The sequence below is a fragment of the Sorangium sp. So ce204 genome, assembly GCF_051526795.1.
In the GTDB taxonomy this organism is placed as follows: domain Bacteria; phylum Myxococcota_A; class Polyangia; order Polyangiales; family Polyangiaceae; genus Sorangium; species Sorangium cellulosum_B.
The window spans coordinates 7104100-7124330 of sequence record NZ_CP150317.1; the positions used below are offsets into that span (position 1 = coordinate 7104100).

At 71.0% G+C, this 20231-nt stretch carries 15 protein-coding genes; 6 read left to right on the top strand and 9 right to left on the bottom strand.

What is annotated here, in order from left to right:
* Positions 1–8 precede the first annotated feature (8 nt).
* Both WMF22_RS26530 and WMF22_RS26535 read left to right on the top strand, forming a co-directional pair.
* Entirely contained in the window at positions 9–626 is a 618-nt protein-coding gene (locus WMF22_RS26530; RefSeq protein ID WP_012237522.1) for an ECF-type sigma factor, read from the top strand.
* A complete protein-coding gene (locus tag WMF22_RS26535) occupies positions 610–2202 on the top strand; it encodes a serine/threonine-protein kinase (protein ID WP_438031594.1) in 1593 nt (530 codons plus the stop codon). Before WMF22_RS26530 ends, WMF22_RS26535 begins: the two co-directional genes overlap by 17 nt.
* An 89-nt stretch (positions 2203–2291) precedes the next feature.
* On the opposite strand, the gene WMF22_RS26540 is transcribed toward WMF22_RS26535, so the two are convergent.
* From WMF22_RS26540 to WMF22_RS26570, 7 genes are all read right to left on the bottom strand, one after another.
* Positions 2292–3452, bottom strand: a complete 1161-nt coding sequence (locus WMF22_RS26540) for a homogentisate 1,2-dioxygenase (protein ID WP_438031595.1) — start codon at positions 3450–3452, stop codon at positions 2292–2294.
* Positions 3452–4603 carry a 4-hydroxyphenylpyruvate dioxygenase family protein gene (locus tag WMF22_RS26545; protein ID WP_438031596.1) on the bottom strand — a complete coding sequence of 384 codons (1152 nt, stop codon included), beginning with the start codon at positions 4601–4603 and terminating at the stop codon, positions 3452–3454. Before WMF22_RS26545 ends, WMF22_RS26540 begins: the two co-directional genes overlap by 1 nt.
* The gene (locus WMF22_RS26550) at positions 4600–5577 is read right to left on the bottom strand and encodes a fumarylacetoacetate hydrolase family protein (protein WP_438031597.1); all 978 of its coding nucleotides are present in this window, start codon (positions 5575–5577) and stop codon (positions 4600–4602) included. The genes WMF22_RS26545 and WMF22_RS26550 overlap by 4 nt, the downstream gene beginning before the upstream one ends.
* Positions 5578–5868: 291 nt before the next feature.
* Positions 5869–7182, bottom strand: coding sequence for a hypothetical protein (locus WMF22_RS26555; RefSeq protein ID WP_437292792.1), 1314 nt, complete (start codon positions 7180–7182; stop codon positions 5869–5871).
* Positions 7183–7239: 57 nt separating this feature from the next.
* Entirely contained in the window at positions 7240–7686 is a 447-nt protein-coding gene (locus WMF22_RS26560; protein ID WP_437292793.1) for a DUF3237 domain-containing protein, read from the bottom strand.
* Complete coding sequence (locus tag WMF22_RS26565; RefSeq protein ID WP_437292794.1) at positions 7683–8909, bottom strand: flavin-dependent oxidoreductase; 1227 nt, start codon at positions 8907–8909, stop codon at positions 7683–7685. Before WMF22_RS26565 ends, WMF22_RS26560 begins: the two co-directional genes overlap by 4 nt.
* 216 nt (positions 8910–9125) lie before the next feature.
* Complete coding sequence (locus tag WMF22_RS26570; RefSeq protein ID WP_437292795.1) at positions 9126–10325, bottom strand: MFS transporter; 1200 nt, start codon at positions 10323–10325, stop codon at positions 9126–9128.
* Between the two features lie 640 nt (positions 10326–10965).
* On the opposite strand from WMF22_RS26570, the gene WMF22_RS26575 reads away from it, so the two are divergent.
* The 3 genes from WMF22_RS26575 (at position 10966) to WMF22_RS26585 (ending at position 16540) form a co-directional block, all read left to right on the top strand.
* A complete protein-coding gene (locus WMF22_RS26575) occupies positions 10966–12567 on the top strand; it encodes a PAS domain-containing protein (protein WP_438031598.1) in 1602 nt (533 codons plus the stop codon).
* Between the two features lie 747 nt (positions 12568–13314).
* A complete protein-coding gene (locus WMF22_RS26580; protein ID WP_438031599.1) occupies positions 13315–14913 on the top strand; it encodes a DUF1592 domain-containing protein in 1599 nt (532 codons plus the stop codon).
* 64 nt (positions 14914–14977) lie between these two features.
* The gene (locus tag WMF22_RS26585; RefSeq protein WP_437292798.1) at positions 14978–16540 is read left to right on the top strand and encodes a DUF1552 domain-containing protein; all 1563 of its coding nucleotides are present in this window, start codon (positions 14978–14980) and stop codon (positions 16538–16540) included.
* A 60-nt stretch (positions 16541–16600) separates the two neighbouring features.
* Here WMF22_RS26585 and WMF22_RS26590 read toward each other — a convergent pair whose 3' ends face one another.
* Complete coding sequence (locus WMF22_RS26590; protein WP_437292799.1) at positions 16601–17389, bottom strand: SDR family NAD(P)-dependent oxidoreductase; 789 nt, start codon at positions 17387–17389, stop codon at positions 16601–16603.
* A gap of 410 nt (positions 17390–17799) precedes the next feature.
* Here WMF22_RS26590 and WMF22_RS26595 point away from each other — a divergent pair, with 410 nt between their 5' ends.
* Positions 17800–19173, top strand: a complete 1374-nt coding sequence (locus WMF22_RS26595; protein WP_438031600.1) for a pectate lyase family protein — start codon at positions 17800–17802, stop codon at positions 19171–19173.
* Between the two features lie 36 nt (positions 19174–19209).
* On the opposite strand, the gene WMF22_RS26600 is transcribed toward WMF22_RS26595, so the two are convergent.
* Positions 19210–20229 carry a hypothetical protein gene (locus tag WMF22_RS26600; RefSeq protein ID WP_438031601.1) on the bottom strand — a complete coding sequence of 340 codons (1020 nt, stop codon included), beginning with the start codon at positions 20227–20229 and terminating at the stop codon, positions 19210–19212.
* Positions 20230–20231: the final 2 nt, after the last annotated feature.

A 20231-nucleotide genomic window follows, 5' to 3' on the forward strand; every position in this document is an offset into this window, starting at 1 on the left:
GCGCCCCCATGAACGCGAGCGACCGACGCGCCCCCGGACCGAGCGCCGGCGAGGCCATCACGGGCCTCCTGCACGCCGCCCAGGAGGGCCAGAGGGACGCCGCGGACGCCCTGCTCCGCGCCGTCTATGCCGAGCTCAAGACGATCGCCCTGGCCCGCGTCCGCCACCTCCGCGCCGGGCAGACCCTCGGCCCCACCGCGCTCGTCCACGAGGCGTACGAGAAGCTCTTCCGGGACGGCGAGGCCCGCTTCCAGAGCCGCGCCCATTTCTTCGGCGCCGCCTCCCAGGCCATGCGCGATCTCCTCGTCGATTACGCGCGCCACAAGGCCGCCCGGAAGCGGGGCGGCGATCAGGTGCGCGCCCCCGAGGAGGACCTCCACGAGCTGCCCCTCGCGCTCGATCTCCCCGTCGAGGACCTCCTCGCCCTCGACGAGGCCCTGCGCAAGATGAGCCAGGAGCACCCGCGCAAGGCCGAGATCGTGATGCTGCGCTACTTCGCGGGCCTGACCGAGGACGAGATCGCCGAGCTCTCGGGCGTGACGACGCGCACGGTCGAGCGCGACTGGCGCTTCGCCAAGGCGTGGCTCTACCGCGCGCTCCACGGCGGAGATGAGCCCGCCCCTTGATCCGAGCGAGGTAGAGGCGCTCTTCGAGGCGGCGCTCGATGAGCGCCACGAGCACCGCCGGGCGTTCCTCGAGGCGCGGTGCGCGGGCCGCCCGGAGCTCCTCCGGGAGGTGTGGAGCCTGCTCCGGAGCGACGGCGCCCAGCCGGACGGCTTCTTGAAAGGCGCCGCCGTCGCCCTCCCCGGCCGCGACGAACCGCTGAGCCCCGGCGCGCGCATCGGGCGGTTCACGGTGCTCGCCAAGGCCGGACAGGGCGGGATGGGCGTCGTCTACGCGGCCTACGACGCGGAGCTCGACCGCCGCGTCGCCCTCAAGCTCATCGCGCCGGGGAGGGTCGATCCCGACGACCGGGCCCGCCTCGTGCGCGAGGCGCAGGTGATGGCCAGGCTCTCGCACCCGAACGTCGTCCCCATCTACGAGATCGGCGAGCACGAGCGGGGCGTGTTCGTGGCGATGGAGTTCGTCGACGGCCGGACGCTCCGCGACCTGCGCGGCGAGCAGCCCCGCGCCTGGGAGGCCGCGCTCGCCGCGGGGATCCAGGCGGGCCGCGGCCTCGCGGCGGCGCACCAGGAGGGGCTCGTCCACCGCGACGTCAAGCCGGACAACATCCTGATCGGCAAGGACGGCCGGGCGCGCATCGCCGATTTCGGGCTCGCGCGCCTCCACGTCGAGGAGGACCGGCCCCTCTCCAGCGGGGGCCCCGGAGCCGAGATTCCCGGGGAGGACGCGCTCCGCGCGCCGCTCACAGCCGGGAGCGCGTTCATGGGGACGCCGGCGTACATGGCGCCCGAGCAGGCCGAGCGGAGGCCGGCGACGGCGAGGAGCGATCAGTGGAGCTTCTGCGCGACGCTCTACGAGGCGCTCTACGGGGAGCCGCCGTTCGAGGGCGAGGACGTCCGAGCGCGGCTCGACGGGGCGCGGCGCGATCTCCTGAGGCCCGCGCCGGCCGGCTCGAAGGTGCCCGCGCGGGTCCGCGGCGCGCTCGCGCGCGGGCTCCGCGCGCGGCCGGAGGAGCGGTGGCCGAGGCTCGACGATCTGCTGGGCGTCCTCGCCGACGAGCTGGCGAGGAGCTCCGAGTTCGATCTCACCGTCTCCAGGCGCGAGCGCATCCGCTTCGGCCTCCTGATCGGCGCCCTCGGCGTGGTGATGGCGACGGTGGGTATCGGCCGCGTCGTCCCGGTGGTCCGCCCCGTGGACCTCTTCGCCATGGGCTGCGTCACGGCGCTCGCGGGGCTCACGCTGCTCCGGGTCTTCCGCCGCCCGCTCTCGAAGAGCGCGGTGAACCGGCGGATCGGCCACGTGGTGAAGGTGCTGCTCGTCGCGATGCTCCTTCATCGGGCGCTCGCCGTGATCACGGACGAGCCCGTGGAGCGCGCGCTCGCGACGAACCTGCTCCTCTTCGCGGCCGTCCACGCGACCGCCGCGCCGAGCCTGCCGAGGGCGAGCTGGCTAGCGGCCGCGCTCTGCGCGGCGTGCGCGGCGGCCGCCGCGGTCTTCCCGGAGCACGCCGCCGCGATCTACGTCACGGGCGTGCTGGGCTCGCTGACGATCGCCATCGTGGTGTGGCACCTCGAGTAGCGCGCTGTCGCCTGTCCCTTGTCGATTCTCGACGTCCGGCGCGCGCTGGAATCCAGCGAGAAGATCGTCGGCCGGGCGCCTGACCTCGATCATGGGCCCGCGATGAAGCTGTCCTGGTAGCCCGGGTCCTCCACCGCGAGCGCGGCCGCGGTGGCCGAGAGCGGGCGGGTCGTGTCGAGCATGACCGCGAGCTCGCTCGTCTCGCGGGCCCCGAGGCTCGCCTCGTACGCGCCTGGGTGCGGCCCATGCGGGACGCCGGCCGGATGGTGCGAGATGCTGCCGGGGCCGACGCCGCGGCGCGAGGTGAAGTTGCCGCGGCAGTAGAACAGGAACTCGTCGCAATCGACCGACGCGTGGGGGTACGGGCAGGGGATCGCCTCCGGGTGGAAGTCGGCCGGGCGCGGCACGAAGCTGCAGACGAGGGCGCCGCGCGCGGCGAACGTCCCGTGCCAGTCCGGAGGCAGGTGCACGAGCCCGACGCGCGCCTGGAAGCGCTGGATGGGGAACGCGAACGGGTACACAGCTCCGTCCCAGCCGACGACGTCGAGCGGCGAGCGCTCGAGGGTGAAGCCGTGGAAGGCGCTGCCGCGCTTGACGACGAGCGCGCGGAGGCCCTCGTCGAGCGGGCCGACGAACGTGGGCCGCCGGAAATCGCGGTGCGAGTACGGCGCGTCCATCCGCAGCTGGCCGACCTCGTTGCGCCACTTGCGCGGGAGGTGGATGTCCGCGGCCTCGATCGACAGCCACCGCTGGGGCGCGGCGTCCGGCAGGAAGCGGTAGAAGAGCCCCTTCGGGATGACGACGTAGTCGTCCTGCTCGAAGCGGAGATCGCCGAGCATCGTGCGCAGGACGCCGCCCCCGTGGAAGACGAAGAACAGCTCGTCGGCGTCCGCGTTCGCGAAGTACACTGGATCGGCCGCGTCCGGCTGGACGAGCCCGATCACCACGTCGTCGTTGAAGAGCAGCGGCACGCGGCAGTCGACGGCGGGCCCGCCCCGCCGCGGCAGATCCTGCGACCGGTAGTGCCGCTTCGCGAGCGGGCGCGCCGGCGCGGCGACCGGCAGCGCGAAGCCGTGCGCGGCCTCCGCGACCCGGTGCTCGTGCGGCCGGCGCTCGTGGTAGGCGATCGTGTAGGGGCCGTCGAAGCCCGCCCGCGTCAGGCACTCCTCGTAGCGGAGATCCCCCGCCTCGCTGCGCAGGGCGATGTGGTGCTTGGGCGGGACGATCCCGGCGACGACGCGATCGAGCATCAGCCGCTCCCCGCCTTCTGCTGCCGCTCGATGCTCTCGAACAGCGCCCGGAAATTGCCGGCGCCGAAGCCGCGGTCCCCCTTGCGCTGGATGAGCTCGAAGAAGAACGGCCCGGCCTCGGGATCGCGGTGCGTGCCCGACGACTCCTTGAGGAAGATCTGGAGGAGGTACGACCTCGCGCCGTCGCCGTCGACCAGCACCTCGAGCTCGCGCAGCGCCGCCGCGTCCTCGTCGATCTGCCCGATGCCGAGCCGCTGCAGGCGCTCGGGAAGCATGTCGTAATAGGCGGCCGGGGTCGGCATGAACTCCACGCCCCGGCCGCGCATCGCGCGCACGGCGGCGAGGATGTCGTCGACGGCGAGCGCCACGTGCTGCACGCCGTCGCCGCGGTGCTCCTCGTTGAAGACGTTGATCTGCGAGCTCTTGAAGTGCGGCCGGTAAGGCTCGTTGTTCGCGAACTTCACGCCCGAGGCCGGGTCCCACATCACGGCCGAGCGCAGGCCCGAGCCGTGGTTGGCGTCCTTCGCGACGTCGTTCGTGTGGAACGCGATCTGCCAGAACGGCTCGAGCCCGAGCACGTGCTCCATCCAGAGCAGGGCGGGCGCCATCGTCTGGAAGTTCGAGGTGATGTGATCGAACCGGGCGATCCCGAAGCGGTTCTCGCCGCCGCGCGGCGCGTCGTAGGCCACGCAGCCGGGGAACAGCGCACGGTATCCGCGCCGCTCCACGAAGCGAAAGGTGGTGTCGCCGAACGGCGTCGTGATCGAGAACGACGCGAACGCGCCGCCCTCGTCCGTCGCCCGGTGGATCTCGTCGATCGGCGTGCCCCCGCGGCCGTCGAGCAGCCGGAAGGCGCGATCGATGTCCTCCACCTCGAAGATCACCGTGCCCACGCCGTCGGGGTGCTTGCGCAGGTAGCGCCACGCCCGCCCGCCCTCGGCGATCGGCTGCGAGCAGACGACGACGCACTCGCCGGCCTGGAAGACGACCGACTGCTGCGCCGCCGCCGCCGTGAGCTCCGGCGAGCTCGCGGCGATCTCCTGGAAATCGAGCTTCTCGGTGTAGAACCTGCGGCTCCGCTCCAGGTCGCGCACGTAGTAGTGCAGCGCCTCCACGCGCTTGATGCCGATCGACTCCACCTTGGCGCTCATCCGGGTACCACCCGCTGCGCGATGCGCCCGAACAGGCTCTCTCCCGCGCGATTCAGCATCTCGATCATGATCGTGTCTCCTGGCTTCATGAAAGGTGTCGTGGCCGCGCCGTGCGCGAGGATCTCGAGCATGCGCTTCTCGGCCAGGCACGACACGCCGCGCGCCGGATCCCGGTTCGAGACGGTGCCGCTGCCGAGGAGCGTCCCCGCCGTGAAGCCGCGGGTCCGGGCGATGTGCTCGATGAGATCGAAGAACGAGAAATGCATCTCCGGGCCGGCCTCGGGATCACCGATGAGCGCGCCGTTGTAGGTCGAGCGGAGCCGCAGGTGCACGCGCCCGTCGCGGAATGCATCCCCGAGCTCGTCGGGCGTGATCGCGAACGGCGAGAACGCGGTGGCGGGCTTGGAGCAGAAGAACCCGAACCCCTTCGCGAGCTCGGCGGGCACGAGGTTGCGCAGCGTCACGTCGTTGGCCAGCAGGAAGAGGCGGATGTGCCGGTGGGCCTCTTCGCGGCGCGTGCCCTGCGGGGTGTCGCCGAGGACGGCGCAGACCTCGGCCTCGAAATCGAGGCCCCAGGCCTCGTCGCGCAGGACGATGTCGTCGGCCGGGCCGAGGAGGACGCCGGAGCCGCCCTGGTACACGAGCGGATCGGTCGTCAGCGTCTCGGGGGGCTCCGCGCCGCGCGCCTTGCGCACGAGCACGATGTGGTGGATGTACGCCGAGCCGTCGACCCACTCGTAAGCGCGGGGCAGCGGCGCGGCGAGATCTTCCACGGCGAGCGGGGTCACCGCCGCGCCGCCGCGCTCGACGTCGGCCGCGATGCGGCGGAGCGCGGGCTCGGCGCGCTCCCAGTCGTCGAGCGCGGCCTGGAGCGTGGGGAAGGCCTCGCCGGCAGGCGCGTAGGCGAGGCCGTCGCGGCGGACGACGACGAGCGTGCCATCGCGGCCGGGGCTGCGGAGAGAGGCGAGCTTCATGCGCGTGCGAGCTCCCCGTGGCGCCCCGGCAGTGGCATCGTCTCCGCCGGACGAGCAGAAACCCCGTCGCGCCTGCCAGGGCTCGTCCTCGTTTGCGCGCTGTGCACCGGGTAACCGGTTGAACGGATCCGCATGAACACCGGATTGGATGGTTTCACGACGCCCCACGATCTCGCGCGGCGCGCCATGGAGGTGATTGCGACGATTTCGTACCCGATCCCCCTGGCTCGCGACATAGGCATACGCGCCCATGCCGCGGGTCGTGGGCGCGAACCCCCACCGTCCTGGGGATCACTTTTGCAGCTGGACGCCGAGGAACAGGGCGTTCCCCTTCGCCCCCGACAGATCGCTTCTTTGATAGCCGAGCGCGACACGCGCGGCGTGCCCCTCGATGATGTAGCCCATCTGGGCGTCGATGAGCAGATAGGCGTCGGCGTTCTTCGGCTTCGCCTGTTGCAGTCGGACCAGAGGCTGCAGCTTCCCGACGCCGACGTTGCTCGGCGTGAGGTAGCTCGCGAGCGCAAAATAAGAATAGTCGAACCTCTCGAAGTCGCCGAAGTACTTGTAGAACGCGCCCTCGAGCGTGAGGGTGCCCGACGCGCCGAGGTTCTTCTCGAACAGGAGGTCGGCGTTGACCTCGCCGTAGGTGTCCTTGCGCGGGACGCCCGCGGGCTCGCCCGCCGCAGGGGGCGGCAGCGACTCGACCGAACCTTCCTTCTGCACCTCACCCGCCACGCCGAGCGCGAGGATGCTCTTCTCCCCGAGGTATGTGGCCTTCTGGTAATAGGCTGGCTCCGGGTCGAGCAAGCTCAGGTTGAGCCTGGCCGTGTAAAGCGGGCTCACCGACGAGTCATGCAGGTTGAAAGCCCCCACGTAATACTTGAACAGGCCGCCCGCCGCCTTGCCCCAGGCGGTCACCCCATCGTTGCGCCCGAGAGGCCCCTGTCTCGGCCCGATCGGCGGCGCATAGGGCTCGAAGAACCCGGGATAGTTCCACGGCCCCATCGACCACGGCCCGGAGAAGGCGGAGCGATCCGACGGCACGATCATCCGGCCGATCCAGACGTTCAGCAGATCATGGAACTGGAACTTGGCGATGACGTCACGGATGGTCGCGCTGCCCGTGATGTTGCCCCCTGTCGGGGTCGGCCCGAACTGAGCGACGAACGCGCCCTGCAGGCCGATGAACCGGTTGATCTCGCCCGAGACCATCAGATCCAGCTCTCCGTCCCCGAGCAGCCGGTCCATCTTCTCGCGCGCGCCGGGGTTCTGCAAGCGACCTCCGACGCGGGCCCAGGCCGCGACGCTGATCGGCTTCTTCCATGGCTCCTTCTCCGCCGGCGGTGCCGTCGCGGCTGAGCCGGGCCCGGCAGCGCTCTCGGGCGCCGGCGCGCCGGCGAGGGCTTCCGCAGGCGGCGCCGGCGCCGCGCTCGCGTCCGCGGCGGGGGCCGCATCCGGCGGAGTCTCGCCCGGGGGCGCCGGCGGCGCCTCGGGCGGCGGTTGTGCCCCTGCCGAGCGATGGAAGGAGGTGATGCCGAGGATGACGGCCAAGAACCCTGCGCCGATATCGCCCCGGCGTCTCGCCGCTCTCGTCTGTGTGCTCATGCGTTCTCCGTGTCAGGCCATCCGAGGCCTTGAAGCTCTCAGCCGCGCTCGCGCCCCCTAGCCGATCTCGTACACCGTGAGCCGCACCCGGTCGGCCAGCCGCTCGCCCACGGACAGGGCCAGCACGGCGTTCAGCCGCAGGAGGCCTGGCGCCGAGGTGCGCATGCGGATGGCGGTGCGGAAGTAGTAGAGCCCGGGGTCCACGGCCTCGCCGCGCCCGAGCGCCGCCAGCACCTCCGGCGGCCCGGCGCGGACGCCTTCGGAGAGGATCTCCACGGTCCCATGGCCGGCGATGTCGAGGATGTAGTGGGCGGAGATCTCCATCCGCCCGTCGGCCCAGATCGTCTGCCAGTCGCCGCCCGGCAGCACCCGCCCCTCGAGGCCGCCGGCCACCGTGCCGCCGACGATCGGGATGAAGCGCCGGCCGGGCGAGCCCGGATTGACGGTGACCGGCGGGTCCACCGCCACCTCGAGTGTCATCAGAGGGATGAGAGGAGGGCTCACGCGCGGGGCTCCGAGGCGCGCTTCAGCCCGGTCAGCACCTTGTAGCGGGCGGCGATGGCCTCCAGCTCGCCCGGGGCGAAGACGTCCTCGATACGTTCGAACCCGTCGGGCGCGCGGTCCTGGGCCATCTGCATGCACTGCTCCGGGCCGTTGCCGCGATTGGCCGCAACGATGGCGGCGGTGGCGGGCAGGCGCTGCGCCTCGTACGCGGCCAGCGCTTCCGCTGGATCGGCGTGGGCGGCGAGCGCGCGGACCAGGGCGCGGGCGTCCAGGATGGCCTGGCTCGCCCCGTTGGAGCCGATGGGATACATCGGATGGGCGGCGTCCCCCAGCAGCGTCATGCGCCCATGGCTCCAGCGCGGCAGCGGATCGCGGTCGACCAGCGGGAACTCGTAGATCGCCTCGGCGCCCCGAATCAGGCCGGGCACATCCAGCCAGTCGAAGCGCCAGGCCTCGAACCTGGGCAGGAAGTCGGCGGGATCGCCCCGCCGGTTCCAGTCCTCCCGCCGCAGGCTCTCGGCGACGGTGAGCTCGGCGATCCAGTTGATCGTCTGGCGACCGTCCGGCCCCGGTGGGGAGATGGGATAAGCGACGAACTTCTGGTCCTGATGCCCGGCCATGATCATGCTGGCGCCGGTGAGGAAGGGCGCCGCCAGGCTGGTCGCCCGCCACAGGATGCGACCGCCGTAGACCGGCGGCCCCTCGTCCGGATAGAGGCCGGCGCGCGCCGCCGAATGGATGCCGTCGGCGCAGATCAGGAGATCGGCTGGAACCGCCCTGACCACGCCCTCGCGGTCGACGAAGCGCGCGACGATGCGGCCCTCGCCCTCTTCGTGGGCCAGGAGGCGCCGATCGCAGATCACCCGGTCTGTGCCCAGCCGCTCGACGGCGGCGTCGAACAGCACGCCTTGGAGGGCGCCGCGGTGCAGGGAGATCTGCGGCGCGGCGTGACCCGCGAAGCGGCCGCGCGGCTCGCCCCAGATGCGCTGGCCGAAGCGGTTGAAATAGACAAGCTCGCGGGTCGCCACCCCGTGGGCCATCAAGGCCTGGACAAGGCCCAGCTCGTCCAGCACCTCGGCGGCGTGGGGCAGGAGGTTGATGCCGACCCCGAGCGGCAGGATGGTGGGCACGGCCTCGAACACCGTCACCTCATGGCCCGAGGCGTGTAGCGCCAGAGCTGCGGCCAGGCCGCCGATCCCGGCGCCCGCGACGATTACCTGCATGAGTCCTCCCGCAGACATGCGGCATGACGCCGCACCTCGTTGAAGCCGCCGCCGAGCGGGCGAAGCGCGCGACGAGCAGCGCCGCCAGCGCCAGCAGCAGCCAGTCCACTCGAACGATCCAGCGGGCGGCGACCCTCGGGACAGCGCAGGCCGAAGGCCCCGCCGCCCGGATGGCGCCCGGCGCGCGGCCGGGCGCGGATCGCCTCCGCCCTTTGCTCAATCAGCGGCATAACGCCCACGAATGGTCATCACCGCCGCCGCCACCCCGGCCGACAGGACCACGGGCACCATGGCCATGGCCACGCCGGCGGGACCCCAGCCCTGCCCCAGCAGGTGGCCCGCCACCATCGGACCGCCGATGGAACCCAGCCGGCCGGCGGCGATGGAGGCGCCGGTGGCCAGCCCGCGCGCCCGCGCCGGGTAATAGAGCGGGATGACGCCATAGAGCGAATACTGCGCGCCCAGCAAGAAGAACCCCGCCAGGCCGGCCAGCACCACCACCGGAAGGAGGCTGTCGGCCCCCGCCAGCCCGAACAGCGACAGGGCCAGGGCGGGATAGGCCGCGATGATGGGAACGCGCGGCCCGAACCGGTCCACCAGCATGCCGATGACCCCGCAGCCGATCACGCTGCCAACATTGAAGGCGAAGGCGGCGCCAGCGCCCCCCGTTCCGCCCAGGCCCTTGGCCGCCACCAGCGACGGCAGCCAGTTCAGCAGCAGATACAGCACCAGCAGCGTCAGGCCGAAGGTGAACCAGGCCAGCAGCGTGACAAGCAGCCGGCCCTGGCCGAACAGCGCTTGCCCCCCGCCCGGCTGCTCAGCGCCGCTGGCCGCTGCGGTGCGGCTGTCGGGCATCAGCCACGCCATGACCGGCAGCAGCAGCAGCGGCAGCACGCCGCCGACCACGAAGATGCTTTTCCAGCCGAACTGCGCAAGGAAGCCGGCCGCGAACAGCGCCGCCAGCGCGCCGCCGGCCGGCATGCCGCTGAACATCAACGTGGTGGTGCGGGTCCGCCGGTCGGCCGGGGCGATCTCCAGGGCGATGGCCACCAGGGTGGGCATCGCCGCCCCCAGCCCTGCCCCGGCCAGGAGCCGGTAGATGCCCAGCGACACCGGCCCTCCCGCCACCACGGTGGCCAGCGTGAACAGGCCGAAGACGCCGACGGCCAGCATCAGCAGCGGCTTCCGGCCCATGCGGTCGGCCATCCAGCCGCCGGCCAGCGCGCCGCAGACCAGCCCGGCCATGCCGGCCCCGAACACGACGCCCGCCTGCCCTGGCGTCAGGCCCAAGGCGGGGATCAGCAGGGGGGCGGCCACGCCGACCGCCTGGATGTCGAACCCTTCCAGCAGCGCGATCAAGAAGCACAGCGACAGCGTGACGGCGCCGCGCGGCGCGTGGGGGGGCGATGCGCCCATGGGGAAACCTCCCGTTTCGTTCCCGTTGCCCGGGATGGTTGCAGCCGGCGGCAGCCGAACCGATGCGGTGTTTGAACGTAGCTGGTGAAGCGTGACGGACCCGAGGTGACTGCAACGACTTCGTACCCGAGCCTTCTGGCTCGAGGCATAGGCATACCCGCCTATGCCTCGAGGCGAGCCGTTGTCAGGCGACAGGAATTTTGCTGCCGCGACGGGGGTCGGGCGGAGGAGGGCGCGATGGCTGCAGGATCGTTGACGCGCGTCTTCGTCAAGGGCGTGGAGCGGCGCTCTCTCCATCCGCTCTCGCGCTTGCGCCGACTCGCGGCCACCGTCCCGCTCTGCCCGATGGCCTCGATGGTGAGACGAACAGCGCAAGTGACCAGGCGAGCTCGGCGACGAGGAGAGGAACAGAGGGACAAATCACACAGTGTATGAGCGCATGGGCGGGCAATACCAGGCGGCCTGCCGGTGTGCCGCGGCGCGCGGTGCTCCAGGCGGCGCGGCGCCGGCGGCCCTCGTCCGGCGGTTCGCAAAACCGAGCCTCGGCTGAGCTCGGCCAGCGGCTCCGCTGCCTGCCGATGCGTCTCATGAGGTCACCGAGGCCGACACCCTGAGGAGCTCTTGATCTACGCTCCTCCCGATGCCCAGCGACGCTCCTGCTGATCTCTGCTCGCTCGCCTTCACCTGCAGCGTCGAGCCGCTGCTCTTGCTCGATGGAAGCGGTCTGATCCTGGCGCTGAACCCCGCCGCCGAGCGCCTCTCCTCCACGCCCGGGGCGACCGCGCGGGGGAGGCCCGTCGATGAGGTCCTGCGGCCCGATGCGCCCCTCGGCGCGCTGCTCGAGCAGGTGCTCCGCGATCGCGCCCCGCGCGCCCTGCCGCCCGGCTTCACGCTCCACCTCGCGGACGAGCGCGTCGTCCTCGCCGAAGGCAGCCTCAGCCCGCTCGTCGACCCTGCGGGCGCGTGCGCCGCCGTGCTCCTCGCGCTGCGCGACGTGACCGAGCAACGCCGGGCCGAGCGGGCGGCGTGCGATCGAGGAGCGCGCCTGCAAGCGGCCGTCGAGGCGCTCGACGTCGGCTTCGTCATCTACGACGTCGAGGAGCGGCTCCGCTTCTTCAACACAGCTTACAAATCGCTCTACCCCGAATGTGCCGCCGCCCTTCAGATGGGCACTACGTTCGAAGATGTCGTCCGCGAGGGCTGCCGGAACGGGATCCACCTCCACAGCGGCCTCGGCGAAGAGGAGTGGGTGGCCGCTCGCCTCGCGGAGCATCGCCGCCCCGGGGACGTCTACGTGCGGCGGTTCGGGGACCGCTGGATCGCCCTCAAGAGCGGCCGCCTCCCCGACGGCGGCTTCGTCGGCCTGCGGATCGACACCACCGCGCTCAAGGAGGCAGAGCTCGCCCTCGAGCGCGAGCGGCAGTTCATCCGCCTCGTGCTCGACACCATCCCGATCGTCGTCACGGTCAAGGATCGGGACGGCAAGATGAAGCTCGTCAGCAAGAGCTACGCCGAGCTGTACAACACCACGGCGGAGGGCGCGGTGGGAAAGACCGTTGACGATCTGCCGCGCTCCCACGCCGAGCTCTCCGTCATCAGCGAGATGGACCGGGAGGTGCTCGCGCGCATGCAGCCGGTCTCGAGGGTTCAGCCCGTCACGCGCCCGAACAGCAAGACGCGGTGGATGTCCGTCGTCAAGGTGCCTCTCGTCGAGCAGGACGGCACGGCGCACATCCTCGCCATTGGAACGGACATCACGGCGCAGCGGGAGCACGAGGAGCACATGACGGCGACCATCGCCGAGCTCGAGCGGCAGAAGCAGGCCATCGTCGATCAGCTCGCGGTCATCCAGCGCCAGCAGGCGCTCATCCGCGCGCTGTCCACGCCCATCCTCCAGGTCGCCCAGGGCGTGCTCGCCGTGCCCCTCATCGGCGCGCTCGACGACGCCCGCGCGGCCGACGTCACAAGCAAGCTCCTCGACGAGGTCGTGCGCACAGGCGCTCGCTTCGCCATCATCGACGTCACCGGCATCGAGAGCGTCGACGCCGCGACGGCCGACCACCTCGTCCGCATCGTCCGCGCGATCCGCCTGCTCGGCGCGAGCGGCGTCCTGACCGGCATCGGGCCCGCCGTCGCCCAATCCATGTGCGGCATCGGGGTCGACCTCTCCGGCGTCACCACACATGGCAACCTCCGCGCCGGCATCGAGGTCTGCCTCCGCGCGCTCCCCGGCCTTCGCTGAGCGACGGCCGTCCACGCCGGGACGGCTGTGCGAGCCGGGATCTCCCACCCCTCCTCGCGAATCGTCTCGAGCAGGTCCAGCACGGCTGCCCCGTTTCGATAGCAATGCACGCCGAGCGTCGCCTCTCGGACCGGCGCTCCGGAGGAGCCCCGCCAGCCGTGCCCTCCCTCGCGCTCGAGGAGTTGGCCGCGGTCCCGCCGATAGGGGTTGACACTGCGAATGTGAGCGTTCACAATATGCGTCTGCGGGTATCCTTTCGCTTCCCCGCTGGAGGGGTCGCCACGCGCGCCGAGACCTTGATGTCGCCGATCGACATCGGCGTCGATTCGCTCGGTCGTCGCGGACGCGGGCAACGGTGAGCTCAATCAAATTGCCCGCGGCTGGAATCGCAGCCCTGGCAAGCAGCACCTTTGTGCAGCAGCGATTGCAGCTGCTGTTCATCTGTTGATATAGCATCGCTTTGTCAGAAATATCTCCCGCTCCCCGCCCCTGACGCGCGGCGCCGTCATGTTGAAATCCGGGCCCTCTGAAGGGGTTATCCATGCCGCGCTCTCGAGAGGTCGAGCCAGGAACAGGGGGAGATGTCCCATGCGGATTGCGATTCCTCTCGAAGGGCGAGCTTGGAGCAGTAGATCCAGACGAGCGCGCCCCGCGGGGTGAAGATCACGAAGATCGTGTGCTCCGGTCACAAAACGAGAACTGCCGATTCCACACGGGGAGCCGACAATGACATTCAGACTGGACCGAGTGTTCGCGAGTCCCTGGATCGCTGCCGGGGGGTGCCTCCTGAGCATCTCGTGCACTGGCGCCCTCGGGGACGATAGCCCTCCGGAGCAGACTCCGGAGCAGGACGCCGCCATCGCCATCGACGGGATGCCGCTGCACCACATGACAGCGTCGGAGTACAACTCCACCGTCGCCCACCTCCTGGGAACGAGCCTGAGGCCCGCGGACGGCTTCCCGGCCTTCGGCGCGAAGGGCTTCGACGCAAACGTGAATGCGCTCTCGAACCTCTCGCAGGTTCTGGTGCAGGGGTATTACGACGCCGCCAGGACGCTCGCCGAGGACGCGTTCTCGGACGAGGCGCAGCGCGCCAAGATCCTCGTGTGCGACCCGGCAGAGGGCGCGGGCGCGGACGACGCGTGCGCGCGCGAGATCATCGAGCGCTTCGGGCTGCGCGCGTTCCGGCGCCCGCTCGAGGCGGCGGAGGTCGACCGGTACGCGGCGCAGTACGACGACGCGCGGACCACCCTCGAGATGTCCCCCGTCGAGGCGGTGCAGCACGTCGTCCGGACCGTGCTCACGTCGCCGCATTTCCTCCTCCGGATCGAGCTGGGCCCCGACTCGGCGAGATCGCCGGGCGCCCTCAACGGCTACGAGGTCGCGTCGCGCCTCTCCTACCTGCTCTGGAGCTCGCTCCCGGACGACGAGCTCTTCGACGCGGCGGAGGGCGATCAGCTGGTCACCGAGGGCGAGCTCGGGCAGCAGGTGGACCGCATGCTGGCCGACCCGAAGAGCGCCGCCTTCTTCCAGAACTTCTACGGCCAGTGGCTCGGCACGCGCACGCTCCCCAGCCACAACGCCGACACGACCCAGTTCCCGAGCTGGGACGATGAGCTGAAGGGCGCGATGCTCGACCAGGTCAACGAGTACTTCGCCGGCTTCACGACCGGCGGGCGGCCGTGGTCGGAGTTCCTCACGGCGCCCCACCCGGAGAGCCGGCTGATCGAGCCGCTCTATGCGAACGACCCCGAGGGCGTGCGCGAAGGGTTCCTCACGCTCCCAGCGTTCCTGACGCTGTCGTCCCGCGCCGACAGGACCTCTCCCACGTCCCGCGCGAAGACGATCCTGGAGCAGCTCTTCTGCGCGCCCATGGTGCCGCCCGCCAACGTGGATATCCCGGAGCTCGGCGCTGCGGACGGGGAGGAGGGCGGCGTCACCAACGTGCGCAAGGAGCTCGAGAAGCACCGCGCGTCGCCCGACTGCGCGGGCTGCCACGACGTGCTCGACCCGATCGGGCTGAGCCTGGAGCACTTCGACCCGATCGGCGCCTACCGGACCCAGTACCCGAACGGCGACCCGATCGACGCGACGGGGGTGTACGAGGGCGAAGCGTTCGAGGACATCTCCGGCCTCGTGCCGGCGCTCGTGGAGGCCGCCCGGTCGGGGACCTGCCCCTCCGAGCAGGTCTTCAGCTATGCCCTGCGCCGGCGCCCGAGCGCCGGGGACAGGACCAGGATCAAGGAGATCGCCGCGCGCTGGGGCGGCGGCACGATCGCGGATCTGGTGAAGCAGGTGGTGACCAGCGAGGCGTTCCGCCTTCGAGCGAAGGACAAGGCGCGGTGAGGCCGCACGCGTTGTTTCTGCACAAGACGAAGCACGAAGGAGCGATGCGCACATGAAACGCTTGATGACACGCAGAAATTTGTTGCGCGGCGCCGGCGTCTGCCTGGCTCTGCCGTTCCTCGAGAGCCTCGCGCCGCGCAGCGCGCGCGGCGGGGAGCCCGGCACCCCGAAGCGCTTCGTGCTCTGCACCTTCCCGAACGGGGCGCCCCATCACTGGTGGGAGACGGCCCCGGCGTTCGGAAAGACGCTGAAGGGCGCCGATTTCAAGCTGCCGAGGGTGCTCGAGCACTTCGCGCCGGTGAAGTCGAAGATGCTCATGATAAGCCGCCTCGGCAACTACACGTGGAGCACGGAGCAGCACCCCTACATCGAGCCTTCCCACTCGCGCCTCGGCGCGGCGCTCTCGACCTGCGTGGACGCCGATCAGCTGGGGAGGGAGGCGCGCCGGGACCTCGGCGAGTGGGTGGGCAACGGCGTCTCGGTCGACCAGCTCATCGTCCAGAAGGCAGGCCCGGAGCAGGCGACCCGCATCCCGTCGCTGCAGACGGGGCTCGGCGTCAAGCCCGGCTTCTTCGACCAGCGCAGCTACGCCTACAACCAGGTCCTCTCCTGGAAGAGCCCGCGCGAGCCGCTGAAGCGCTCGGTCAACCCGAAGGCGGTGTTCGACGCGCTCGTCGGCGCGGGCGCGGTGGGGTCCATGCCAGGGCAGAGCGACGAGGAGGCCAGGATCGAGGCGGAGCGCCGCGCGGCGATGGAGAAGAGCGTCATCGACGGCGTGCTGGCGGACGCGAACTCGCTCATGAACCGGGTCGGCTCCGACGATCGCAAGATCGTCCAGCAATACCTGGACTCGCTGCGCGAGATCGAGAAGAACGCGACCCGCGTCCAGTCGACGATGACCCCCTCGACGGGCCTTGGCTGCAGCCCGATCAGCCAGCCCGGCGTCGTCCCCGAGCCGCCGGGCCAGGCGGAGGGGCTCAACGAGAACGACAACACGGGAGCCGGCCCGTACAAGCACGAAGATCACGCGCAGGTCATGATCGACCTCATCGTCATGGCCATTCAATGCGACGTGACGCGCGTGATCACCCACATGCTCGACGACATGCGCTCCGAGTTCGAGTACCGGTGCATCCCGGAGGACGTCCGCGCCAAGGTGGGGCTCGCGTACAGGAGAGAGGCCAGCCTGCACTTCCACTCCTCCCAGCACGCCGCCGGCAACCTGGACCGCGCGACCCAGGACGGCCAGTACAAGATCATCGCGCAGAGCAACCTCGACTACGCGGCGATCAACTGCTGGCTCGCCCAGAAGACCGCGCAGCTCGCGCAGCGGCTCGACGCGATCCCCGAGGGCGACGGCACGGTGCTCGATCACTGCGTCATGGTGCACATGAGCGAGATGCGGTCGCACGACCACGACGGGTACGACCTGCCCATCGTGCTCCTCGGCGGCGACGGCGTCTTCTTGAACGACGCGCACGTCGCCTACGACGCCCTCGGCAGCGATCGCCAGCTCCGCGATCTGTGGTTCACCATCATGAACCAGTACTACGGCCTGGGCGTCTCGTCGTTCGGCGAGGATCGCCGCGGCGTGCCGAACGCGCTCCTCGAGGAGATCCTGCGGTAGCGCGGTGACCGGCGCGAGCGGGCTCTCCGGGGCTCTCGGGACAGACCGCCGCGCTCGCTCCTACGGCCCATAGCCAGGCAGCAGATGAGCCCGCGCCGACGCGGCGACCCGCGCCTCGAGGAAGGCCGGAAAAAACCCGGCGAGCCGCACGAGGAGCCGATAGACGGGGCTCCCCGCAAATTGCCGGGGCGCCCGATCGACGGCGCGGAGCAGCTCCTTCGCCGTGTACTCGACAGGCAAGCTCACCACGCCGTCGAAGCGGGCGCCGCGGCCGCACGCCGTGTCGGTGTGGGGCGCCACGAACACGACGACCTTGATGCCGAAGCGGCCCACCTCGCCTCGGAGCGCGTGCGACCACGCGCCGAGCGCCGCCTTCGTCGCCGAATAATTGGCCGTCGTCGGCGAAGCGACGATCCCGAGCAACGACGAGACGTTCACGATGACGCCCGAGCGGCGCGCCAGCATCGACGGCAGCAGCGCGCGCGTCACCCGCACCGCACCCCAGTAATTGAGATCCATCTCGGCGCGTCGCGCGCTCATGTCCTGCGCCATGAAATCCGTCTGGTCGCAGGAACCTGCGTTGTTGATCACGACGTCGCACGGCCCCGCCTCGAGGAGCCGCGCGATCCCGCGCTCGACGCTCCCGTCGTCCGTGACATCCATCGGGACGACCTCGGCCCGCCCGCCCGCGCCAGCGATCTCGCCGGCGAGCGACCTCAACGCGTGCTCGTCGCGCGCGGCGAGCACCACCGTGTGCCCCTGCTTGCCGAGCGCGAGCGCGGCCGCGCGTCCGATCCCGCGCGACGCGCCGGTGACCAGGATCCGTCTGGAAGTGCTCAGTGTGCCCATGGTGTCCCCTGCCATCCTCTCCAAGGTGGACCGGGCCGTCCGGTCACCAAACACCGTATGGCGGGCGGGACCTGCGCCGCATCTCCAGGGCTGCGGATGAGTTCTCCTGGCTTGCTGTGGGCTCATTGCGGAGGATCAGCAAGGAGGACGGCCACGCCGCGGGTGACGATTTCTGAAAGGTGAGCAGGGGCTGGATCAACTCCGGGCGCATGAAGACCTGGGCGCGATGCCCGCCAGGCCGGGCGAGCACCTCTTGGCTGTCACTTTGTGCTCTGGGTGCGGCCGCGTGGGCGTGTTCTGGGGCGCCGCACGACGGCTCCGGGGGCGGCGGGGCTCCCTCGACGGATCCTGTTGGCGCTGGCGGAGCGACGCCGGGTGGAGAGGCATCGGGCAGCGACGCCGCCTCCGGGGTGACGACGGGCGCTGGAGGGGCCGGCGGCGCGCCGGGCCCGGGCGCGGGCGGCGGCGCGCCGGGCCCGGGCGCGGGCGGCGGCGCGCCGGGCCCGGGCGCGGGCGGCGGCGCACCGAGCGCGGGAGTGGGCGGCGGCGCTGGGACGGGCGGGTCGGGCGCCGTCGCGTTCGGGGCCTTCCCTGGCGCCGAGGGTTTCGGGCGGATGGCCACCGGCGCCCGCGGCGGCGACGTCTACCATGTCACCAACCTGAACGATGCGGGGCCCGGCTCCCTGCGGGACGCCATCAGCCAGCCGAATCGCACCGTGGTCTTCGACGTCGGCGGCGTCATCAAGATCGACTCCCGCCTGGTGTTCAAGAATAACCAGACGATCGCCGGGCAAACCGCGCCCGGCGGCGGCATCACCGTGTACGGGAACGGCACGTCCTTCTCCGGCGCGTCGAACACGATCGTTCGTTACGTGCGGTTTCGCATGGGCAAGATCGGCGACTCCGGCAAGGACACCGTCACCATGGCGAGCGGGCACGACGTGATCTGGGACCATTGCTCCCTGAGCTGGGGGCGCGACGGCACCTTCGATCTGAACCGGGAGAGCGGGGCGGAGCTCTACAACATCACGCTTCAAGATTCGATCGTCGCACAGGGGCTCCAGACCCACAGCACGGGCGGCATCGTCAACACGACCGGCACGTCGATCATCCGTTCCTTGTACATCGACAACAATTCCCGTAACCCCAAGGCCCGCGGGACGCTGCAGTTCGTCAACAACGTCGTCTACAACTGGGTCGCCTCGGGGTACATCCTGGGCGACACGAGCGGGCGCTCGGACGGGGTGATGGTCGGCAATACGCTGATCCCCGGCCCGGAGACGAAGGGCGGCACCCTGGACAGCCCCACGCCCGAGTACCACCTCCATGCCGCCGACAACTGGTACGACAGCAACAAGGATGGAGTCCTGAACGGCCGCCTGCTCGGCCAGGGGGACTTCGGCTCGGTGACCTGGGAGACGGCGCCGAGCGTCGAGGTCCCCGACGTGCCCGCGATGAGCGCGGAGGACGCCTTCGACCACGTGATGAAGCACGCCGGGGCGTCTCTCTGGCGTGACCCGGTCGACGATTTCGTGATGGACGAGCTCGCGTCCCTCGGGACCGAGGGCGCCACGATCAGCGACGAGAAGAGCCTCGGCCTCCCCAGCACCGTTGGAGACATCCCGGGGGGCCCTGCGCCCACGGACACGGATCAGGACGGGATGCCCGATGCGTGGGAGGTCTCCGCCTCGCTCGATCCTCGCGACCCGGAGGATCGCAATGGCGACCGCGACGGCGACGGCTGGACGAACCTCGAGGAGTACATCAACTCCCTCGTCCCGTGACGCCTCGAGGACGCACGCGGGCCTCGCCATGCTCCCTCAGAACGAGACCCCCAGGCTGAGCGTGCCCAGGGCTTGAGCGATGAGCGGAGCGGTGCGCTCCTCGTCGACGGCGATGACGGGGCGCGGCAGGAGCGTGAGGCAGGTGAGCTCGAGGCCGAGGCCCACGCTCGGATGAAAGAAGTACTGCACGCTCAGCCCCGCGTCCGCGGCGAAGCTGAAGAACTCCTCGCTGCGCCCCTGGAGAGGTGGCTCGACATGGCCGGTGGCCTGGAGGTGGTAGGCGCCGACGCCAAGGAGCGGCCCCCATTCCCAGTGAAGACCGGCACCTGTTTGCCCGAGGTTCCAGCTGGCCCGGAGGAGCGCGAGCTCCTGGCGCACCCGGGCGGCGCCGCTTGCTGCGCGGAACTCGGCGCCGAAGAGGGGACCACCGAGGAGCAGGCCGAGACGGAAGCGCTCGTCGAGGCGGGTGTGCGCCCCGATCTGCGCGCCGACGCCGCCGCCCACCGGAGGCGTGAAGAGCACGAGCCCTCCTGTGCGCACGTGAAAGCGGGGCGGCTCCCGGGAGAAGCGGAGCACCTCGGGGGCGGGCGGCTGGGCCTCGACGCCGAGCACATCCCGAGCGGGCGCCTGGCCCGGGCCCAGCTCGAGGAGGCTTGCACGCAGCAGATCGACGGCGCGCACGGCGAGGAGCATCGGGCCATCGCTGGAGGGATCGATGAGGAGCTTTCGCGTGGTCGTCTTGCCGGTCACGCGATCCACGATGCACACCTCGGCCGCCGTGCCGCTCCCGTCGCGCCGCAGCGCAACGGCCGCAAAGGCCCCGCTCTCCTGCGCCTCTCGCTCGAGCTCCTCGGCCCCGGGCGATCGCGCGGCGCTCCCGAGCACGATGACCTCGAAGGACTGCAGCTCCAGCTCGGCGGAGAGCCGCCCGAAGGCCTCGAAGAGCGTGGCGTCGCGCGGGTCCGGTCGGACGACGAGCACGCGCTGCGCCCACGCCAGTCGAGGGCAGACGAGCAGCAGGAGCAGGACGAGGAGCGTTCGCGCTCGCCGGACCATGG